Origin of the sequence: Salegentibacter chungangensis (assembly GCF_042678405.1) — a bacterium.
Classification (GTDB): domain Bacteria; phylum Bacteroidota; class Bacteroidia; order Flavobacteriales; family Flavobacteriaceae; genus Salegentibacter_A; species Salegentibacter_A chungangensis.
In genome coordinates this window covers 1-18,077 of the sequence record NZ_JBHTLI010000003.1, presented here as the reverse complement: position 1 = coordinate 18,077, position 18,077 = coordinate 1, and the positions used below count along the sequence as shown (strand labels likewise).

20 protein-coding genes and 3 tRNA genes are annotated in these 18,077 nt (G+C 42.1%); 8 read left to right on the top strand and 15 right to left on the bottom strand.

The genetic code is table 11. The features are described from left to right. Window positions 1-7 precede the first annotated feature (7 nt). From ACFQ3Q_RS12575 to ACFQ3Q_RS12560, 4 genes are all read right to left on the bottom strand, one after another. The gene (locus ACFQ3Q_RS12575) at window positions 8-901 is read right to left on the bottom strand and encodes a MerR family transcriptional regulator (RefSeq protein WP_380746383.1); all 894 of its coding nucleotides are present in this window, start codon (window positions 899-901) and stop codon (window positions 8-10) included. Window positions 902-1,191: 290 nt separating this feature from the next. After that, window positions 1,192-1,275, bottom strand: a tRNA-Leu gene (locus ACFQ3Q_RS12570). An 85-nt stretch (window positions 1,276-1,360) separates the two neighbouring features. Continuing rightward, window positions 1,361-1,433: transfer RNA gene (locus ACFQ3Q_RS12565), tRNA-Lys, on the bottom strand. A gap of 39 nt (window positions 1,434-1,472) precedes the next feature. After that, window positions 1,473-1,545: transfer RNA gene (locus tag ACFQ3Q_RS12560), tRNA-Lys, on the bottom strand. Between the two features lie 126 nt (window positions 1,546-1,671). Here ACFQ3Q_RS12560 and ACFQ3Q_RS12555 point away from each other — a divergent pair. Further along, window positions 1,672-2,193 carry a shikimate kinase gene (locus tag ACFQ3Q_RS12555; protein ID WP_380746382.1) on the top strand — a complete coding sequence of 174 codons (522 nt, stop codon included), beginning with the start codon at window positions 1,672-1,674 and terminating at the stop codon, window positions 2,191-2,193. Here the strand turns inward: ACFQ3Q_RS12555 and ACFQ3Q_RS12550 are convergent. From ACFQ3Q_RS12550 to ACFQ3Q_RS12540, 3 genes are read right to left on the bottom strand one after another with little or no spacing between them, the layout of a single operon-like run. Further along, window positions 2,185-2,685 (bottom strand): phosphoribosyltransferase family protein, encoded by a 501-nt coding sequence (locus ACFQ3Q_RS12550; RefSeq protein WP_380746380.1) that lies wholly within the window; start codon window positions 2,683-2,685, stop codon window positions 2,185-2,187. The two genes, ACFQ3Q_RS12555 and ACFQ3Q_RS12550, sit on opposite strands and share 9 nt — an antisense overlap. Then, window positions 2,685-3,272, bottom strand: coding sequence for a methyltransferase domain-containing protein (locus ACFQ3Q_RS12545; RefSeq protein WP_380746378.1), 588 nt, complete (start codon window positions 3,270-3,272; stop codon window positions 2,685-2,687). The genes ACFQ3Q_RS12550 and ACFQ3Q_RS12545 overlap by 1 nt, the downstream gene beginning before the upstream one ends. Further along, a complete protein-coding gene (locus ACFQ3Q_RS12540) occupies window positions 3,259-3,669 on the bottom strand; it encodes an RNA-binding S4 domain-containing protein (protein ID WP_380746376.1) in 411 nt (136 codons plus the stop codon). The genes ACFQ3Q_RS12545 and ACFQ3Q_RS12540 overlap by 14 nt, the downstream gene beginning before the upstream one ends. Before the next feature lie 79 nt (window positions 3,670-3,748). Between ACFQ3Q_RS12540 and ACFQ3Q_RS12535 the strand changes: the two genes are divergently transcribed. Further along, window positions 3,749-4,645 (top strand): FKBP-type peptidyl-prolyl cis-trans isomerase, encoded by an 897-nt coding sequence (locus ACFQ3Q_RS12535; protein ID WP_380746374.1) that lies wholly within the window; start codon window positions 3,749-3,751, stop codon window positions 4,643-4,645. A gap of 67 nt (window positions 4,646-4,712) precedes the next feature. On the opposite strand, the gene ACFQ3Q_RS12530 is transcribed toward ACFQ3Q_RS12535, so the two are convergent. From ACFQ3Q_RS12530 to ACFQ3Q_RS12520, 3 genes are all read right to left on the bottom strand, one after another. Then, entirely contained in the window at window positions 4,713-5,309 is a 597-nt protein-coding gene (locus ACFQ3Q_RS12530) for an outer membrane beta-barrel protein (RefSeq protein WP_380746372.1), read from the bottom strand. A 123-nt stretch (window positions 5,310-5,432) separates the two neighbouring features. Then, window positions 5,433-6,386, bottom strand: a complete 954-nt coding sequence (locus ACFQ3Q_RS12525; protein WP_380746370.1) for a transketolase family protein — start codon at window positions 6,384-6,386, stop codon at window positions 5,433-5,435. 51 nt (window positions 6,387-6,437) lie between these two features. Next, entirely contained in the window at window positions 6,438-7,283 is an 846-nt protein-coding gene (locus tag ACFQ3Q_RS12520) for a transketolase (RefSeq protein WP_380746368.1), read from the bottom strand. Between the two features lie 174 nt (window positions 7,284-7,457). Between ACFQ3Q_RS12520 and tgt the strand changes: the two genes are divergently transcribed. The 6 genes from tgt to ACFQ3Q_RS12490 all read left to right on the top strand — a co-directional run bounded on the left by tgt (window position 7,458) and on the right by ACFQ3Q_RS12490 (window position 14,184). After that, a complete protein-coding gene (gene tgt, locus ACFQ3Q_RS12515; protein WP_380746366.1) occupies window positions 7,458-8,588 on the top strand; it encodes a tRNA guanosine(34) transglycosylase Tgt in 1,131 nt (376 codons plus the stop codon). A 1-nt stretch (window position 8,589) separates the two neighbouring features. After that, window positions 8,590-9,666, top strand: a complete 1,077-nt coding sequence (locus tag ACFQ3Q_RS12510) for an LptF/LptG family permease (RefSeq protein ID WP_380746364.1) — start codon at window positions 8,590-8,592, stop codon at window positions 9,664-9,666. A 101-nt stretch (window positions 9,667-9,767) separates the two neighbouring features. Next, window positions 9,768-10,721 carry an acetyl-CoA carboxylase carboxyltransferase subunit alpha gene (locus ACFQ3Q_RS12505; protein WP_380746362.1) on the top strand — a complete coding sequence of 318 codons (954 nt, stop codon included), beginning with the start codon at window positions 9,768-9,770 and terminating at the stop codon, window positions 10,719-10,721. A 157-nt stretch (window positions 10,722-10,878) separates the two neighbouring features. After that, a complete protein-coding gene (dnaB, locus tag ACFQ3Q_RS12500; protein WP_380746360.1) occupies window positions 10,879-12,441 on the top strand; it encodes a replicative DNA helicase in 1,563 nt (520 codons plus the stop codon). A gap of 61 nt (window positions 12,442-12,502) precedes the next feature. Next, complete coding sequence (locus ACFQ3Q_RS12495) at window positions 12,503-13,759, top strand: asparagine synthetase B (protein WP_380746911.1); 1,257 nt, start codon at window positions 12,503-12,505, stop codon at window positions 13,757-13,759. After that, window positions 13,759-14,184, top strand: a complete 426-nt coding sequence (locus ACFQ3Q_RS12490; protein ID WP_380746358.1) for a secondary thiamine-phosphate synthase enzyme YjbQ — start codon at window positions 13,759-13,761, stop codon at window positions 14,182-14,184. Before ACFQ3Q_RS12495 ends, ACFQ3Q_RS12490 begins: the two co-directional genes overlap by 1 nt. Before the next feature lie 82 nt (window positions 14,185-14,266). Here ACFQ3Q_RS12490 and rplT read toward each other — a convergent pair whose 3' ends face one another. The 5 genes from rplT to ACFQ3Q_RS12465 form a co-directional block, all read right to left on the bottom strand. After that, the gene (gene rplT / locus ACFQ3Q_RS12485) at window positions 14,267-14,611 is read right to left on the bottom strand and encodes a 50S ribosomal protein L20 (protein WP_380746909.1); all 345 of its coding nucleotides are present in this window, start codon (window positions 14,609-14,611) and stop codon (window positions 14,267-14,269) included. Window positions 14,612-14,740: 129 nt separating this feature from the next. Next, entirely contained in the window at window positions 14,741-14,938 is a 198-nt protein-coding gene (rpmI, locus tag ACFQ3Q_RS12480) for a 50S ribosomal protein L35 (RefSeq protein WP_011708523.1), read from the bottom strand. Between the two features lie 32 nt (window positions 14,939-14,970). Continuing rightward, on the bottom strand, window positions 14,971-15,522 hold the full coding sequence (gene infC / locus ACFQ3Q_RS12475) for a translation initiation factor IF-3 (RefSeq protein ID WP_380746907.1): 552 nt from the start codon (window positions 15,520-15,522) through the stop codon (window positions 14,971-14,973). Window positions 15,523-15,544: 22 nt separating this feature from the next. Then, window positions 15,545-17,491, bottom strand: coding sequence for a threonine--tRNA ligase (gene thrS, locus ACFQ3Q_RS12470; protein WP_380746356.1), 1,947 nt, complete (start codon window positions 17,489-17,491; stop codon window positions 15,545-15,547). Window positions 17,492-17,808: 317 nt separating this feature from the next. Next, the coding region (locus tag ACFQ3Q_RS12465) for a hypothetical protein (RefSeq protein WP_380746354.1) at window positions 17,809-18,077 on the bottom strand (269 nt) is incomplete at its 5' end.

Below are 18,077 nucleotides of genomic sequence, written 5' to 3'. Positions count from 1 at the left end.
TTTGGTCTTATAAACTTTTAATAAAAGGCACCAGGGAGTTGAAAGCTTTAATGTTCGGGGATAGAGTGGATTTATCTATCTCTCTGGCTTTTTTTCCGAAGAGGTAGAATTCTCTTATTTTATCTTCCGAAAGTTCATCGTTGAATTCCTGGAGATATTTGTCCATATCTTCAGGCTGAGTGGTGAGATAACTTATAAAGGCAACATTGTCGTGAAGCTCCAGTAAGTAATTCATATCGCTCAATGGCAGACTGGGGCCTAAGTAAATTGCACTCCTGTTGTGATTCAGTAATTCATAGTATAAATAAAGAATTCCCACATCGTGGATCTCGTTATCCGGAAGAAAAAGTACGAAAAGGGTATCTCCGTTCATTTCTTTCTCTTCTTTTAGTAAGCCGATATTTAAATAGACCTTTTGTTTGATAAGGTCTACGATATAGTGTTCGTGAATGGGTTTTATAGTATCGGTTTGCCATAAGACCCCGATCTCTTCCAGCAGGGGTAAGAAAACCTCCAGAAAGATCTCTGTAAAAGACTTCCTCTTTTTAAGTTCGTTATAAGTCTTGCTGAAAAGAGCCTCATCAAAATTCAGCATTGCAAGCTTCAGGGAAGTTATGGCTCGTGTCTCTTCACTGGAGGAGGTGTTCACCCCGCGAACCATATCTGATATCTCCTCATCAGAGAGTTTGGAGATCCTGGAGATCTTGTATCCGCTTTCATTTAAAAAAGCAATATTCAGTATTTTCTGAAGACTGGAAATATCATAGGTTCTGATATTTGTTGAAGTTCGGTCCGGCGATAGGATATTATATCTTTTCTCCCAGATCCTGATGGTGTGAGCCTTGATGCCACTAAGGTTCTCAAGGTCTTTTATACTGAAGGTTTGCTTTATATATTCCATGTTGTAAATCAAGATAAACAAATCTAAATAATTAAAGCTTTGTAAAACTATACCAATATGTTAAAATGTCTAACATAATAGTTAAAAGATTAAACAAAGTTATTTTAATGCAGAATTGTATGCTGATGGCAAGTGATTTTTATCAAATGCTTTTGGTAAGATGAAGCAGGTGTAAAATGAATAACGGGAATTCGTTAAACAAGGATATTATTGAAACTCAACTCAGAGTGGTTTCATTCAGAATTAAAAGTAAAAATTACAAAATAAGAATTGATAATATAGAAAAGAAGTGCCCGAGGCGGGAGTCGAACCCGCACGCCCTAATGGACACATGGCCCTCAACCATGCCTGTCTACCAGTTCCAGCACCCGGGCGGCTTAAGCACGATTAGAAATTGGATTTCCAAAGGGCTGAATAATAAGTGATTTCAATAAGATTTGAAATATGAACTTAAAAAAGTGATCTGGCTGGGGCTCGAACCCAGGACCCTCTCCTTAAAAGGGAGATGCTCTACCAACTGAGCTACCAGATCGGTTTTTGAAGAATGTATTTAAAGAACTTAAAAAAGTTGTGATCTGGCTGGGGCTCGAACCCAGGACCCTCTCCTTAAAAGGGAGATGCTCTACCAACTGAGCTACCAGATCTTTCAAAAGCACTCAACGTTTCTGCGAATGCGGGTGCAAATATAATATCATTAATTTATTTTTCAAGCCTAAATTGACATAAATTTGTAATTGTTTTTAATTCACCTAAAAATAAGCGTTTTATATATGAAAATTTTTATTGCAGGATATATGGGTTCGGGAAAATCGGTAATTGGAAAGCAACTTGCCGAAGCGCTGAATATCAATTATGTAGATCTTGACAACCAGATAGAAATCATTGAAGGAGAGGATGTTAATGGAATATTCGAGGAGAAAGGAGAGTTGTACTTCAGGAAACTTGAAAGCAGGATCCTGCAGGATATACTAAATGATCCTTCAGATATGGTGGTGTCTCTGGGAGGCGGAACACCTTGTTACGGAAATAATTTTGACGCTATTAAGGATTCAGAAGATACCACTACCATATACCTTAAAGCTTCGGTGGAAACCTTAACGGCAAGACTTGCGTACGAAAAAGTGCACAGGCCGGTAATCAGTCATCTCGAGACCAAAGAGCAGCTTGAAGAATTTATCAGGAAACACCTTTTTGAAAGGGCTTTTTACTATAACCAGTCAGATTACATCATAGATGTGAACAATCTTGACCCCGAAGAAATTGTAGGCAGGATTCTGAAGAAACTAGACTAGTTCTGCCTTTTCTTCATTCTCTCTAAGACTTACTTTTACAGTTTCATTTAACGAGGTAGAAAGTGAGATTCCTTTAAAATCAGCCTTTACAGGATATTTTTTATGACTTCTGTCTACGAGTACTGCCGTTTGAAACTGTTTCAGGGGAACTTCCAGAAAGTGACGCACCCCATAGATAAGAGTGGTGCCCGAGTTTAGCACATCGTCAACAAGAACTACCGACTTATCCTTATAGGTATTTTTCTCCAGAGAAGTGCTTATAGGGTTAAGCGGTTCTTTTTTGTTGATCTTTACTTGGCATAGTTCTATCCTGAGAGGCGAGATGGATTCGAGCTCTTTTTTAAGGAGCTTGGCAAACCTGTATCCGTTATCGGCAATTCCTGCCAGGATGATCTCATTTTCGTTGATATTGCTTTCGTAGATCTGGTAAGCAATTCGCTTTACTTTATGCTTTATCTGCTCGGTGTCGAGAATCAATATATTTTCTTTCATTATTCCGGTTTTCTGAATTTGAAGAAGAGTTCATTTCCCTGTCTTGGAGGGATAGAATTGTAGCAGTCTTCAAAGATCTTAATCTCAAAATCTTCACTAAAATACGTCAAATATTCTTCTTTGCTGCCTCCAAAAGGCGGGCCATCTTCGGTAAGTTCAAATTTGAACAGCACTCCGGCAATTTTAGCTCCGGGTTTTAGTAGGTCGAATACTTTTTTTGCGTAAGCCTGTCTTTTTTCAACGGGTAAAGCACAAAAGAAGGTTTGTTCCAGGATCAGGTCGAATTCGTCCTTGATTTCAAAAAAGTCTGTGTTTAGCATTTGTTCCTCGGGGAACCCGGGAACTCGTTCCCTGAAGTTTTTCAGCGGTTCCTCGGCAATATCTGCAATAAATATATTTTTAAAGCCTTTGTGGAACAGGTATTCGGCTTCATAAGAATTTCCTGCGCCGGGGATAAGGATTTTCAGGTCTTTGTTTTCCAGCTGATCTATATAAGCTTTCAACGGCGTAGAGGCATAGCCTATATCCCAGCCGGTTTGTTGGCTTTTGTAACGTTGTGACCAGAATTCCTTGTTAAGATTCGTCATTTTTTTCCTTTTTTATACCGGGATCTGTTCCTGCATTATCGAACCAGTCATCAATATCCCGCCTGTCCTTTTTGGTAGGCCTTCCGGCTCCTTTTTTTCTGTAGTAATCTTTGGAATATTTTAAAAGTTCCAGTTTTTCAAAGGCCTCTTTGGGAGTGACATCGTGTACATACAGGTTTACCAGTTTGGCGCCCACCCGGCTTGGCGGAAGGTCGAGGACCTCGATCTCGTAATCTATCTGGTTCTTTCTTACCTTAAGTTTGTCTCCCGGAAAAACTTCTTTTGAAGGTTTCATACTATCGCCGTCAAGTTTCACTTTTCCCTGCTTACAGGCGTTGGTAGCTATACTCCTGGTTTTAAAATACCGAACACACCATAAAAATTTATCAACTCTCATATTTGGTCTTTAAAACTGGTTTAATCCTTAAGCAAAAATACAAGAATATTGTATCTTGCGCCCCTAAAAATAAGATACAATGAGATTGAACAAATTTTATATTCTTCTATTAACCGGTCTGAGTCTTTTTTCCTGTAAGGAAGATGACGATACTCCGCAGTTTGAGGAACGGGACAGAGCTGAACAGGCAATCGCCGACGACGAGGCTATCCGTGAGTTCCTGGAAACTCATTATTATAACTATGAGGAGTTTGAGAATCCACCTGAAGACTTCGATTATACCGTAAGATTCGACAGTATTAAGGATGATAATGCCGATAAGACAGCGGTAATAGATTCTGATAAACTGATGGTGAAATCCGTAACCCGGGATGATGTGGAATATAATCTTTATATCCTGAGAGTGCGCGAGGGTGAAGGAGTAAGTCCTAAAATTGCCGATTCCACTCTTGTGAGCTATCAGGGAGAATTATTGAACAATTCTACATTCGATAATTCAACCTCACCTGTCTGGTTTGACCTTACGCGTCTTATCTCTGGTTTTTCTGAAGGAATTGTAGAGTTTAAAGGTGCTTCGGGTTATACCGTGAATTCTGACAATACAGTAACCTGGAATAACGATTTTGGAGTAGGAGCGATTATTATTCCTTCCGGACTTGGATATTTTTCAAGCCCTCAGGAGGCTATACCTTCTTACAGTCCCTTAATTTTTAATGTGAACCTCTACAGGGTGAATGAAGCCGATCACGATAATGACGGGATTGCTTCTTATCTGGAAGATCTTGACGGGGATGGCGTAGTGATGAACGATGATACCGATGAAGATACCAGGCCAAACTACGTTGATAGTGACGATGATGGAGATGGTACACCAACCCGTGATGAGATCATCATTAACGAAGACGGAACAGTAGAATTCCCGGATAGTAATTCAAACGGTACTCCGGATTATCTGGATCCTGATACCTTCCAGTAAGGAACAGCGAAAAGCATAAAAAAAGCCCCGGAATTCCCGGGGCTTTTTATTTTTAATGAACTTTCTGTTATAGCTTGTAAGACAAGCTCAGGATCCATTGTGATGGTCTTGAATCTAAAGTAAACTGCTCTGATGCGGTGTCTACAAAAGCTGTGTTTTCGCTAAAAGCGCCTTCATATCTTACGTCAAAACCAAGTCGACCAAGATCCACTCCGGCTCCAAGCTGGTAACCAACGGTGATATCATCAGCAACATCGCCCACCGAGTAGTCCTCATTGTCAATATCATTGTTCAGCACATACTGGAATGATGGTCCCGCCTTAATATTCAGCGGACCTAATACATTAAGACCTACAAGAACAGGCGCATCGATTTTGTTCAGTTTATATTCGAAATTGGTGTATTCGGTCTTTAAGCTTGTATACATCAGCTCAGGCTGAATAAAGATGCCAAGAAGCTCAAATTTACCGTATGCACCTAAATGATATCCTGTCTTGTTTTCTCCTTCTTCGAATGAGCGCTGGAAATCTGCAGCTCCGTCATTTACGTTTTCATAGTCTCCGGTAGCCCCGTAGTTAAGTCCTCCCTTAAGTCCAAACTCCGCATTCTGGGCGGTCATTGTTGCACCTGTAATTAAAAGGGCCATTAACATCAGTTTTTTCATAGTATTCATTTTTGAGTTAGGTTTTAATAACGTGAATGTACTTACTTTATTTCTGCGGATAAAAAAAGCCCTTCGGAAAAACATCCGAAAGGCCTCATTTTTAACTCTTATTAAGTTAAGTTTTTATTTTCTTTTGATGACTTTCTCGGTCGCCTTGATGATGGCATCGGCGTTAAGACCGTATTTTTCCATCAATTGGGCCGGAGTTCCGCTTTCACCGAAAACATCCTGGGTAGCCACGAATTCCTGGGGAGCCGGGTGGTTTACGGCAAGGGTTCTTGAAACGCTTTCTCCAAGGCCTCCAAGGAAATTGTGCTCTTCAGCAGTTACCACGCAGCCTGTTTTCTTAACCGAATTCAGGATAGCTTCTTCGTCAAGCGGTTTAATGGTGTGGATGTCCAGTACATCGGCACTGATGCCTTTTTCTGCAAGTTGCTCGGCAGCCTGAAGGGCTTCCCAGACCAAATGTCCGGTAGCGATAATGGTCACATCGCTTCCTTCCTGCAGCTGAACCGCTTTCCCGATCTCGAACTTCTGGTCTTCAGGAGTGAAATTGGCAACTTTCGGTCTTCCGAATCTAAGGTAAACAGGCCCGTCGTGCTCGGCGATCGCGATAGTGGCAGCCTTGGTCTGGTTGAAGTCGCAAGGGTTGATCACGGTCATTCCCGGTAACATCTTCATCAATCCAAGATCTTCGAGGATCTGGTGAGTCGCTCCGTCTTCGCCAAGGGTAACTCCGGCGTGAGAAGCACATATCTTTACATTCTTACCTGAATAGGCGATGCTTTGTCTTATCTGGTCGTAAACTCTTCCGGTAGAAAAGTTGGCGAATGTTCCGGTGAAAGGAATTTTGCCTCCAATGGTCATCCCTGCTGCGATGCCCATCATATTCGCTTCTGCAATTCCCACCTGGAAAAACCGCTCCGGATGGTTTGCTTTGAATTCGTCCATTTTTAAAGACCCGGTAAGATCGGCACAAAGCGCAACTACATTTTCATTGCTCTTGCCCAATTCGGTCAAACCGGCTCCAAAACCTGAACGCGTATCTTTTTTTCCTGTATCTGTATATTTTTTCATTGTAATCTTGTTTGTAGGTGAGCGGGCCAAAACCCGGTCACTGAAATCTTTTTAATAGTCGCCTAAAGTTTCCGGATTCTGAGAAAGTCCTGTTTCCAGTTGCTCATCGTTAGGAGCTTTACCGTGCCACGCGTGGGTATGCATCATAAAGTCTACCCCGTGTCCCATTACGGTGTGCATAAGTACACAAACCGGGCGGCCTTTCCCCGTGCGGGTCTTGGCTTCGTTAAGACCGTCAATAACCTGCTTCAGGTCATTTCCGTCAGCGATCTCCATCACATCCCATCCGAAAGCTTCGAATTTTGCTCTAAGATTACCAAGAGGCAATACGGTTTCGGTGCTTCCGTCAATTTGCTGTCCGTTCAGATCTACAGTAGAGATCAGGTTGTCTACCTTGTTGGCGGCAGCATACATAATTGCTTCCCAGTTTTGTCCTTCCTGAAGTTCCCCGTCTCCGTGCAGGGAGAATACAAGTTTTTCATCCTTGTTCAGTTTCTTGGAGAGGGCGGCACCAATGGCAACCGACATTCCCTGTCCTAAAGAACCTGAAGCGATCCTTATTCCGGGTAAACCTTCGTGAGTGGTAGGGTGTCCCTGTAGTCTGGAATCTATAAGTCTGAAGGTGTTCAGCTCCTCCACAGGAAAATATCCGCTTCTCGCAAGTACACTGTAAAATACAGGAGAGATATGACCATTGGAAAGGAAGAAAAGATCTTCGTTCTTTCCGTCCATATCAAAATCTGTATTGTGGTCCATCACTTCTTTATAAAGTGCTGTAAAGAACTCGGTACAACCTAAAGACCCCCCGGGGTGACCGGAATTCACTTTATGTACCTGCCTTAAAATGTCCCTGCGCACCTGGGTGGCAAATTTTTCTAATTCTTGAATGTTTGGCATTACTTAATTGTGTTGTTATTATAATCGCCGCAAAAATAGGTTTTTAAAAAGCTTTCTCAAAGCCAGAAGAGGCCAGTTATCAACGATTTATCTGAAAAAGCTAACAATTTGGCTTTTCAGGTTGCTTTAATTTGATATTTAGTTAAGTATCTTTGCAGCTACTGAAAAAGAACTATGAAATTTGAACATTTAACGACCGATCCGGGCAGCAAAGCCAGGGCCGGGACTATTACCACAGATCACGGAAAGATTGAAACCCCCATCTTTATGCCCGTTGGTACGGTGGCCTCGGTTAAAGGAGTACACCAGAGGGAACTGAAAGAAGACATCAATCCCGATATCATCCTTGGAAATACCTATCACCTGTATCTAAGACCCCAGACCGAGATTCTTAAAAAGGCGGGCGGCCTTCATAAGTTTATGAACTGGGACCGTAATATCCTTACCGATAGCGGGGGCTACCAGGTATATTCACTTTCCGAAAGAAGAAAGATCAAGGAAGAAGGGGTGAAGTTCAAGTCTCATATTGACGGTTCTTACCATACTTTTACTCCTGAAAATGTAATGGAAATTCAGCGTGCCATCGGGGCCGATATTATTATGGCTTTTGATGAATGCACGCCTTATCCCTGTGACTATAAATATGCCAAGCGGTCTATGCATATGACGCACCGCTGGCTGGACCGTTGTGTTAACCATCTGGAAAAGGTGGAGCCTTATTACGGGTACAACCAGACCTTGTTCCCGATCGTTCAGGGGAGCACTTATAAAGATCTTAGAAGGCAGTCGGCTGAATATATTGCTTCGGTTGGAGCCGAAGGAAATGCTATTGGCGGACTTTCTGTTGGAGAGCCTGCTGAAGAAATGTATGCGATGACCGAAGTGGTTACCGAGATCCTTCCGGAGGATAAGCCGAGATATCTGATGGGAGTGGGAACACCTATTAATATCCTGGAAAATATCGCGCTGGGAATAGATATGTTCGATTGCGTAATGCCTACCAGGAATGCCAGGAACGGGATGCTCTTTACGGCCCACGGGACCATTAATATCAAGAACAAAAAGTGGCACGACGATTTCTCTCCTATAGACGAAATGGGGATTACTTACGTCGATACCTATTATTCCAAGGCCTATCTTCGTCATTTATTCACGGTAAATGAGATGCTTGGCAAACAAATTGCTACCGTTCATAATCTTGGGTTTTACCTGTGGTTGGTTCGCGAGGCCAGAAAGCATATCTTAGAGGGCGATTTTACCACCTGGAAGAATAAGATGGTTAAACAAATGGATAAGAGGTTATAGGTTGAAGATACTTGACTGGTACATATTAAAGAGATACCTGGGCACCTTCGGGTTGATGTTACTCCTGTTCATTCCTATTGGGATCACGGTGAATCTTGCGGAAAAGATCGATAAGATCCTCGAAAATGAGGTCCCTTTTATTGAAGTTGCCTATTACTACCTTGATTTTACCATTTATTTTGCCAACCTGCTTTTTCCCTTATTCCTGTTCCTTTCGGTAATTTGGTTTACTTCAAAACTCGCTAATAATACCGAGATCATTGCATTTTTAAGTAGCGGGGTCTCCTTTTGGAGGTTTCTCAGGCCTTATCTTATTGGGGCGACCATAGTCTGTCTGGGGGCGCTTGTGCTTAGTATGTTCCTTGCGCCTAAGGCCAGTAAAGGATTCAACGAATTTAAATACCAATATTTAAAGAAGGGGCAGCAAACCCAGGAAACCAGTGATGTTTACCGGCAGATCAATGACGATGAGTTCATTTATGCCAGTCACTTTCAGCCCAAATCAAAGTCTGCGAGGAACTTTACCCTTGAGCATTTTAACGGGAACGAGCTGGAATTCAAGATCAGTGCTTCCAGGTTGCAATTCAATGAAGAAGACACCACTTACACCTTGACCAATGTCGATAAGCGGATCGTGGGGGAGGATGAAGATATTATTCTGAAGGAAAGAAAACTCGATACCATCCTTCCATTCGAGTTTGATGAGCTAACACCTGAATCTTATATTGCCGAAACGCTGAACTACTCAGAGCTTAACGAATTTATAGAGACCGAAAAACGCCGGGGATCGGGGAATATTAACCGATATATGGTGGTGGCCTATAAAAGATGGAGTATTCCGGTATCGGCATTTATCCTTACCATTATAGCCGTGGCTGTTTCTTCAATGAAAAGAAGAGGGGGGATGGGAGTGAATCTCGCCCTTGGGATCACCCTCGCCTTTATCTTTATTTTCTTCGACAAGGTTTTTGGGACTATGGCAGAGCAATCGGCATTTTCTCCATTGATAGCAGTTTGGTTTCCAAATATAACTTTCGGAATATTAGCCATTTACCTTCTGTTTAATGCTAAAAGATAAGAATTTAAATTTCTGAGAAATTATTGTCGATTCTTGCAAAATCTTCCTTTTAAACTTTCTTATATTTGTAGGCTAACAAAAAACACCCATAACTACTTATTATGGAATATTTAGATTTTGAATTACCCATTAAAGAGTTAGAAGAGCAGTACCAAAGGGCCTGTAATATAGGAGAAGAGAGTAATGTAGATGTTACGGCCACCTGTAAACAGATAGAGAAAAAACTTGCCGAGACCAAGAAGGAAATATATAAGAACCTTACTGCCTGGCAGAGAGTTCAGCTTTCAAGGCATCCTAACAGACCTTATACTTTAGATTATATCAAAGCGATTTGCGGCGATACTTTTCTGGAACTTCACGGAGACAGAAATGTAAAGGATGATAAGGCGATGATTGGCGGTCTTGGAAAGATCGGCGACCAGAGCTATATGTTCGTGGGCCAGCAAAAGGGATATAATACCAAGACAAGACAATACAGGAACTTTGGGATGGCAAACCCTGAAGGTTATAGAAAAGCCCTCCGTTTAATGAAGTCGGCTGAGAAATTTGGTCTGCCTGTGGTGTGTTTTGTTGATACTCCCGGGGCGTATCCGGGGCTTGAAGCCGAAGAACGCGGACAAGGTGAGGCAATCGCGAGAAATATTCTTGAAATGACCCGTCTTAAGGTGCCTATCATCGTAGTGATTATTGGTGAAGGAGCCAGTGGTGGTGCTCTTGGAATTGGAGTAGGAGACAAGGTAATGATGCTGGAGAATACCTGGTATTCGGTTATTTCTCCTGAATCCTGTTCATCCATCTTGTGGAGAAGCTGGGAGTATAAAGAGGTTGCCGCAGATTCCCTTAAGCTTACCGCTACAGATATGAAGAAGCAGAAACTTATTGATGAGATCATTAAGGAGCCGCTTGGGGGAGCCCATAGTAATAAAGAGGAAGCTTTTGCAACGGTTAAAAAAGCAATTTCTGATTCTTATGAAGACTTTAGAAACTTATCACCAGAAGAATTGGTTGAGAAGCGAATGGATAAATATTTAGGTATGGGAGTGTTTAAAGGTTAAGCCCTTTGATACCATATACTGTAAAAAAATCCGAAGCCTGAAGTTTCGGATTTTTTAATCTTATCAACAGAAAAACCGAGTTTTCAACATATTGATTGTTGATTATCGAAGCCCGCAAATTTAAGATTGCCTTAACAAATTTATTTACTTTCGTGATATGGAAAAAATGACCGCCCCCCAAAATTTCGGATACCAGAAAAGTAACGTAATTAATCTAGAAAAAGGAAAAATACCCCCGCAAGCTGTTGATTTAGAAGAGGTTGTTCTCGGGGCTATGATGATAGATAAGAAAGGTGTCGATGAGATTATAGACATTCTTCATCCCGATGCTTTCTATAAGAATGCTCATAAACTTATTTATGAAGCGATCTATAAGCTCTTCGAGAATACCGAGGCGATCGACTTATTAACCGTTTCTAATCAATTAAAGAAAGATGGTCATTTTGAAAAGATTGGGGGCGATTATTACCTGATTCAGCTTACACAAAAAGTATCCTCTTCGGCGCATATTGAATTCCACGCCCGTATCATTCTCCAGAAATATATTCAGCGTAGCCTGATTAAGATTTCCAGTGAGATCATTGAAGAATCTTACGATGAGGGGACAGATGTATTCGATTTACTGGATTCGGCGGAAGCTAAACTATATGAGGTAACCCAGGGGAATATTAAAAAATCTACTGAAACGGCTCAGAGCCTTGTGATCCAGGCAAAGAACAGGATCCAGGAGATCTCTAATAAAGAAGGTCTTAGTGGGGTGCCTTCAGGTTTCGAAAAACTTGACCAGTTAACTTCAGGTTGGCAGCCTTCAGATCTTATTATCGTGGCAGCAAGACCGGGTATGGGTAAAACCGCACTTACCTTGTCTATGGCACGGAACATTTCTGTGGGACAGGGAATTCCTGTTGCGTTCTTCTCACTGGAGATGAGTTCGGTGCAGCTGATCACGCGTTTGATCTCTTCCGAAACCGGTCTTTCTTCAGAAAAACTTCGTACAGGGAATCTTGAAAAACACGAATGGGAGCAGCTTAACGTTAAGGTGAAAGACCTGGAAAAAGCTCCGTTATTTATTGATGATACGCCGTCTCTGTCGATTTTCGATTTAAGGGCGAAGGCAAGACGTCTTGCTTCACAACACGGGATCAAGCTTATCGTGATTGACTACCTGCAGCTTATGACCGCCGGAGGAACGCAAAAAGGCGGGAACAGAGAGCAGGAAATTTCAACAATTTCACGTAACCTTAAGGCGCTTGCAAAGGAACTCAATGTTCCGGTAATTGCACTTTCACAGTTGTCCAGGGCAGTAGAGACCAGGGGAGGAAGCAAAAGACCATTGCTGTCTGACCTTAGGGAATCTGGAGCGATCGAGCAGGATGCCGATATTGTATCCTTCATCTACCGTCCTGAATATTACAAGATCGATGAATGGGATGATGAAGAACGTTCTCCAACCGAAGGGCAGGGGGAATTCATCGTGGCTAAACACCGTAACGGTGGTTTGGAGAATATCCGTCTTAAATTTATTGGACATCTTGGTAAATTTGATAACTTAGAAGAGTTCGATTCTCCTTTTGAGTTCCATTCAAAAATGAATGATGGAGGCGATGACGGGCAGGATTTCGGGTCACAGAATTTACCTAATCCAAGCGCTAACGAAGCCTTTGGAAGCTCAATGAATGATGGTTTTGGCAATGATGACGATAACGACGTGCCGTTCTAAAATATATGGCCGGTACCTGGAAAATGGTGCCGGCAAACTTTCTGCATTCAATTTCAGCCCCCTGAAAGGCCTCTTTTTCTTACTTTTTTTTCTTTCAGCAATTAGCTTAAAGGCTTCCAGTATCCTTATTCCTATGGATGCCGAAACTCAGGTGAATCATCTTAAAGCATACGGGATCACCTATTTTGCTTTAGAACAAAAGCTTGAAGTTCGCTGGTTGCTTAATTATAGAGGAGGTTCCTTTTTAATTTCAGATAATGAGCAATTAAGGCGGGAATGCAAGATTCGCGGGGTTTCCTTTGAAATCATTAGCGATGCTAAGACCGGGGAGATTTTGGAGGAGATCAGTAGTCCTTCCAGAAATATGGAAACAGTGGTCCTGGAGAAGGCCCCAAAGATTGCTGTCTATTCTCCGCAGGGAAATAAACCTTGGGACGATGCGGTGACTATGGCACTTACCTATGCAGAAATTCCCTACGAGACTATTTATGATGAAGCCGTGCTGAATGATGCTTTGGTCTTATATGACTGGTTGCATCTTCACCACGAAGATTTTACCGGACAATATGGAAAATTCTACCGTGCATTCCGGACTACGCCCTGGTATATTAAGGACAAAGAGGAAGCTGAAGCTTTGGCTGCCAAACTTGGTTATGATAAAGTTTCGAAAGAGAAGCTGGCTGTGGCCCTTAAAATTAAGGAGTATGTGGTTGGTGGCGGCTTTATGTTCGCAATGTGCAGTGCTACTGATAGTTTTGATATAGCTCTGGCGGCTGAAGGGACCGATATTGCCGAACCGATGTTTGATGGTGACCCAAGTGAGCCCGGGTACCAATCTAAACTGGATTATAGCAGAACTTTTGCTTTTACCGATTTTATCCTGGAGCGTAGCCCGATGATCTATGAATTTTCATCTATAGATATGACCGCTTCCAGGCAGATAAATCAGGAATCCGATTATTTTACGCTGATGGATTTTTCGGCGAAATGGGATATCGTTCCTACTATGCTTACCCAGAATCACACCAGGTTGGTAAAGGGGTTTATGGGGCAGACTACGGCTTACAACCCTGATAATATAAAGGCTAATGTGCTGGTGATGGGGGAGAATAAGCTGAATGGGGAAGCACGTTATATTCACGGGATAAAAGGGAAGGGGTTTTTTACCTTTTATGGTGGCCACGATCCCGAAGATTATCAGCACAGGGTAGGGGATCCCAAGACTGAACTGGAGCTTCATCCAACCTCTCCCGGATACCGCCTGATCCTTAATAATGTTCTTTTCCCTGCAGCAAAAAAGAAAAAACAAAAGACATAATGAAAATTTTTCAACAGGAAGTAAAGCTGAGAGCCCGTAACAGAGGATTTCATCTTGTTACCGACGAGGTCTTGGAGGGAATACCTGAGATCACGAAAATTAAGACCGGGTTTTTACAGGTGTTTATAAAGCATACTTCCGCAGGGCTTACCATAAACGAAAATGCCGACCCAACGGTTAGAGAAGATTTTGAAAGCCATATGAACAAAATGGTTCCGGAAAATCAGCCTTATTATAAGCATACATTGGAAGGACCTGACGATATGCCCGCCCATATTAAGGCTTCCTTAATGGGAACTTCCCTGAATATTCCTGTTACAAATGGCAGCTTAAATCTTGGAACCTGGCAGGGGATTTATTTGTGCGAGGCCAGAAATCACGGAGGAGCCAGGAAACTGGTACTTACCTTATATGGTGAAGGATGAGTTTCTGAAAATGCTTTTAAATAAAAAAATCCGGTGCGCAAGCACCGGATTTTCATTATAAGAGAGTATAATTAGTTTGTAATTATTTTACTTTTTCTACAATTGCTTTAAAAGCATCTGGGTGGTTCATTGCTAAATCTGCTAAAACCTTACGGTTAAGAGCGATTCCATTAGCTTTTACACCTCCCATAAATTGAGAATAAGACATTCCGTTTGCACGGGCTGCAGCATTAATACGCATAATCCATAATGAACGGAAATTACGCTTCTTTGCTTTACGGTCTCTGTATGCATAAAGCATAGCTTTGTCAACCGCATTTTTTGCTACTGTCCAAACGTTCTTACGACGTCCGAAGTAACCTTTTGCTTGCTTAAGAACCTTCTTTCTTCTGGCTCTCTTCGCAACTGAATTTACTGATCTTGGCATTTCTTTTAATTTTTTTGTAGCAGGCGGCTGCTGATGCAGCACTTCTAAAACCACAGAAAATCACATTTCTGATTCTGTTTTGCCCAACTCCAGGGTTTTTAAATTGTTTAAACCGTTAAGAGCTTCAAATTACTTTAAACGTAATTGAAGTTTAACATTGTCCTTATCTGCATCATGTACCAAAGTACTGTGCGTTAAGGCTAGCTTACGTTTTTTAGACTTCTTTGTTAAGATGTGGCTTTTAAACGCGTGCTTTCTTTTAATTTTACCGGTACCGGTTAGCTTAAATCGCTTCTTGGCACTGGATTTCGTCTTCATTTTAGGCATGCTGTCCTTCTTTTATAATTAACTCTCTTATTCTATTTAGTCTTCTTTGGCGCCATAAACATTGTCATACGTTTACCTTCCAGCTTTGGCATCTGCTCCACCTTTCCGTGTTCTTCCAGGTCTTGGGCTAAGCGAAGTAAAAGTATTTCCCCTTTATCCTTAAATACGATAGACCTACCTTTAAAGAATACGAATGCCTTTAGTTTAGCTCCTTCCTTTAGGAATTTTTCGGCATTACGTTTCTTGAATTCGTAGTCGTGATCGTCGGTGTTAGGTCCAAATCTTATTTCTTTTACAACAACCTTGCTCGCTTTGGCTTTCATTGCCTTTTCACGCTTCTTCTGCTCGTAAAGAAACTTCTTGTAATCCATCGCTTTTACAACCGGTGGCTTGGCTTTTGGGGAGATTTCCACCAAATCCAGCCCCAGGTCTTCTGCGATGTTTAAGGCTTTTTTTACCGGGTAAACACCCATTTCCACATTATCACCTACAAGGCGAACTTCTTCGGCCTTGATCTTATGGTTGATTCTGTGTTGATCTTCTTTAACTGCTCTAAGCGGTCGCTTCGATTTTTTTCTACGTATTGCTATGGCTATCTAATTTTAGTTAAACTTCAAACGCTTTTAGCGTCTTTTTTATCTCTTTATTTATTATTTCGGCAAAAGCTTCAACTGACATACTGCCAAGATCGCCTTCCCCGTGTTTACGTACAGAAACCGTACCATCTTCGGCTTCCTGCTCACCAACGATCAGCATATAAGGATATTTCTGAACTTCGGCTTCACGGATTTTCTTCCCGATGGTCTCATTTCGGTTATCCACCAAGGCGCGAATTTCGTGATTTTCTAGCAAAGTTAAAACTTTTTGGGAGTATTTTTCATACTTCTCGCTGAGCGACAGGATGATAGCCTGTTCAGGCATTAACCATAACGGGAAGTTCCCCCCTGTATGTTCTAAAAGTATGGCTACAAAGCGCTCCATACTGCCAAATGGGGCACGGTGGATCATAACTGGCCTGTGACTTTCATTATCGCTGCCTTTATAGGTAAGGTCGAAACGCTCGGGTAAATTATAATCTACCTGGATGGTTCCAAGCTGCCAGCTTCTTCCAAGGGCATCTTTTACCATAAAGTCAAGTTTTGGTCCGTAGAAGGCGGCCTCTCCGGTTTCCACCACATAATTCAGTCCTTTTTCCTTGGCCGCGTTAATGATGGCGTTTTCGGCCTTTTCCCATACTTCGTCCTCTCCTATGTACTTTTCTTTGTTTTCAGGGTCTCTTAAGGAAACCTGGGCAGTGAAGTTTTCGAAACCTAAGGAATCGAATACATATAAGGTAAGGTCTATTACTTTTTTGAATTCTTCGTCCAGCTGATCTGGGGTGCAAAAAATATGCGCATCATCCTGGGTAAAGCCTCTTACTCTTGTCAGCCCGTGTAGTTCCCCGCTTTGCTCGTACCGGTATACGGTGCCGAATTCTGCAAAACGTTTCGGCAGGTCACGGTAGCTCCAGGATTTGGCGTTGTAGATCTCGCAGTGGTGTGGGCAGTTCATAGGTTTCAGCAGAAATTCCTCTCCTTCATTAGGAGTGTGGATGGGCTGGAAACTGTCTTCCCCGTATTTGGCATAGTGCCCTGAAGTCACATATAGTTCTTTCTGACCAATATGAGGGCTTACCACCATCTCATAACCCGCTTTCTGCTGGGCTTTTTTCAGAAAGTTTTCCAGGCGCTCTCTTAAAGCCGCACCTTTGGGAAGCCATAATGGCAGTCCCTGGCCAACTTTCTGGGAGAAGGTGAACAGTTCCAGTTCTTTTCCCAGTTTTCTGTGATCTCTCTTTTTTGCTTCCTCAAGCAGTTCAAGATATTCTTTTAGTTCTTTCTGTTTAGGGAAAGAAACTCCGTAAACCCTCGTTAATTGAGGTTTGTTTTCATCACCGCGCCAGTAGGCTCCGGCAACGCTCATTAGTTTTACCGCTTTTATGAAACCGGTGTTCGGGATATGTCCTCCGCGGCAGAGGTCTGTAAATGTATCGTGATCACAAAAAGTGATCTCTCCGTCTTCAAGGTTTTCGATTAGTTCTACCTTAAAAGGGTTGTTTTCTTGCTTGTAATAGGCGAGCGCGTCAGCCTTGGAAACCTCACGCATTTTAAAATCGTGTTTTCCGCGGGCGATCTCAAGCATTTTCTTTTCGATCTTTCCGAAGTCGTTTTCAGAGATCTTATGTTCTCCAAAATCAACATCATAATAGAATCCGGTCTCAATTGCGGGTCCTATGGTAAGTTTGGCTCCCGGATATAGTTCCTCAATAGCCTGGGCCATAACGTGAGAAGTAGAGTGCCAGAAGGCTTTTTTACCTTCCTCATCTTTCCATGTATATAAGGTAAGGCTGCCATCGGTGGTAAGTGGGGTGGCGGTTTCAACGATCCTGTCATTGTATTTCGCCGAAATCACGTTTCTGGCCAGCCCTTCGCTAATGCTCCTGGCAACCTCCATAGGAGTTGTTCCCTTTTCGAATTCCTTGATACTGCCGTCAGGCAAAGTTACCTTAATCATGTGTTCTCTTTCGTTTAATTTAAGCGACAAAGATAAGATGTTGAAATTGGTTGCGCAATATGAAGCCTGTATAAAAATAATAGTTTGGGCGTTGCCGTTCCTTAGGGTCACGGCCGGGCTCTTCGCTGTATCTTATAGCTGAAAAGGTCTTTTGGGAGATGGTTTGAAAAAGAATACTTATACCTTATTATATAGGCGCAAAAAACAAACCGCTATAAGGATGCCGCTGCGATCCCTAACGCGGTAAAAAAAGTTTAGTTCTAATTGGTGTTGAATCAGGCTTTTAAAGATTAACCAAAAATAAACTTAAAGAAATCTCAAATTAAAGCTTGCCAGAGTAAAAAAGCCTTGTATATTTGCAGCCGCTTAGGCGCTGAGGGCTTGCTCTCGGGGGTAAGGCGGAAGTTCATTGAGAGTCTTGTTTTTTTCGGATAGTAGGGGTGATTTGCTCTGAAAAGTTCTTCAAAAATTTTCAAAAAAAGTTTTGCGGGATTCGAAAAAAAGCCTGTATATTTGCACCCGCTTTGCGCGGCAGCAAATAAGGCTGAGCGCAGGGCGCCACGTTCTTTAAGTACTGTAATTTTTT

Coding starts and splice junctions, on each gene's coding strand:
- ACFQ3Q_RS12575 (WP_380746383.1), bottom strand. CDS start 901: ATGGAATATATAAAGCAAACCTTCAGTATAAAAGACCTTGAGAACCTT.
- ACFQ3Q_RS12555 (WP_380746382.1), top strand. CDS start 1,672: ATGAAAATTTTTATTGCAGGATATATGGGTTCGGGAAAATCGGTAATT.
- ACFQ3Q_RS12550 (WP_380746380.1), bottom strand. CDS start 2,685: ATGAAAGAAAATATATTGATTCTCGACACCGAGCAGATAAAGCATAAA.
- ACFQ3Q_RS12545 (WP_380746378.1), bottom strand. CDS start 3,272: ATGACGAATCTTAACAAGGAATTCTGGTCACAACGTTACAAAAGCCAA.
- ACFQ3Q_RS12540 (WP_380746376.1), bottom strand. CDS start 3,669: ATGAGAGTTGATAAATTTTTATGGTGTGTTCGGTATTTTAAAACCAGG.
- ACFQ3Q_RS12535 (WP_380746374.1), top strand. CDS start 3,749: ATGAGATTGAACAAATTTTATATTCTTCTATTAACCGGTCTGAGTCTT.
- ACFQ3Q_RS12530 (WP_380746372.1), bottom strand. CDS start 5,309: ATGAAAAAACTGATGTTAATGGCCCTTTTAATTACAGGTGCAACAATG.
- ACFQ3Q_RS12525 (WP_380746370.1), bottom strand. CDS start 6,386: ATGAAAAAATATACAGATACAGGAAAAAAAGATACGCGTTCAGGTTTT.
- ACFQ3Q_RS12520 (WP_380746368.1), bottom strand. CDS start 7,283: ATGCCAAACATTCAAGAATTAGAAAAATTTGCCACCCAGGTGCGCAGG.
- tgt (WP_380746366.1), top strand. CDS start 7,458: ATGAAATTTGAACATTTAACGACCGATCCGGGCAGCAAAGCCAGGGCC.
- ACFQ3Q_RS12505 (WP_380746362.1), top strand. CDS start 9,768: ATGGAATATTTAGATTTTGAATTACCCATTAAAGAGTTAGAAGAGCAG.
- dnaB (WP_380746360.1), top strand. CDS start 10,879: ATGGAAAAAATGACCGCCCCCCAAAATTTCGGATACCAGAAAAGTAAC.
- ACFQ3Q_RS12490 (WP_380746358.1), top strand. CDS start 13,759: ATGAAAATTTTTCAACAGGAAGTAAAGCTGAGAGCCCGTAACAGAGGA.
- rplT (WP_380746909.1), bottom strand. CDS start 14,611: ATGCCAAGATCAGTAAATTCAGTTGCGAAGAGAGCCAGAAGAAAGAAG.
- rpmI (WP_011708523.1), bottom strand. CDS start 14,938: ATGCCTAAAATGAAGACGAAATCCAGTGCCAAGAAGCGATTTAAGCTA.
- thrS (WP_380746356.1), bottom strand. CDS start 17,491: ATGATTAAGGTAACTTTGCCTGACGGCAGTATCAAGGAATTCGAAAAG.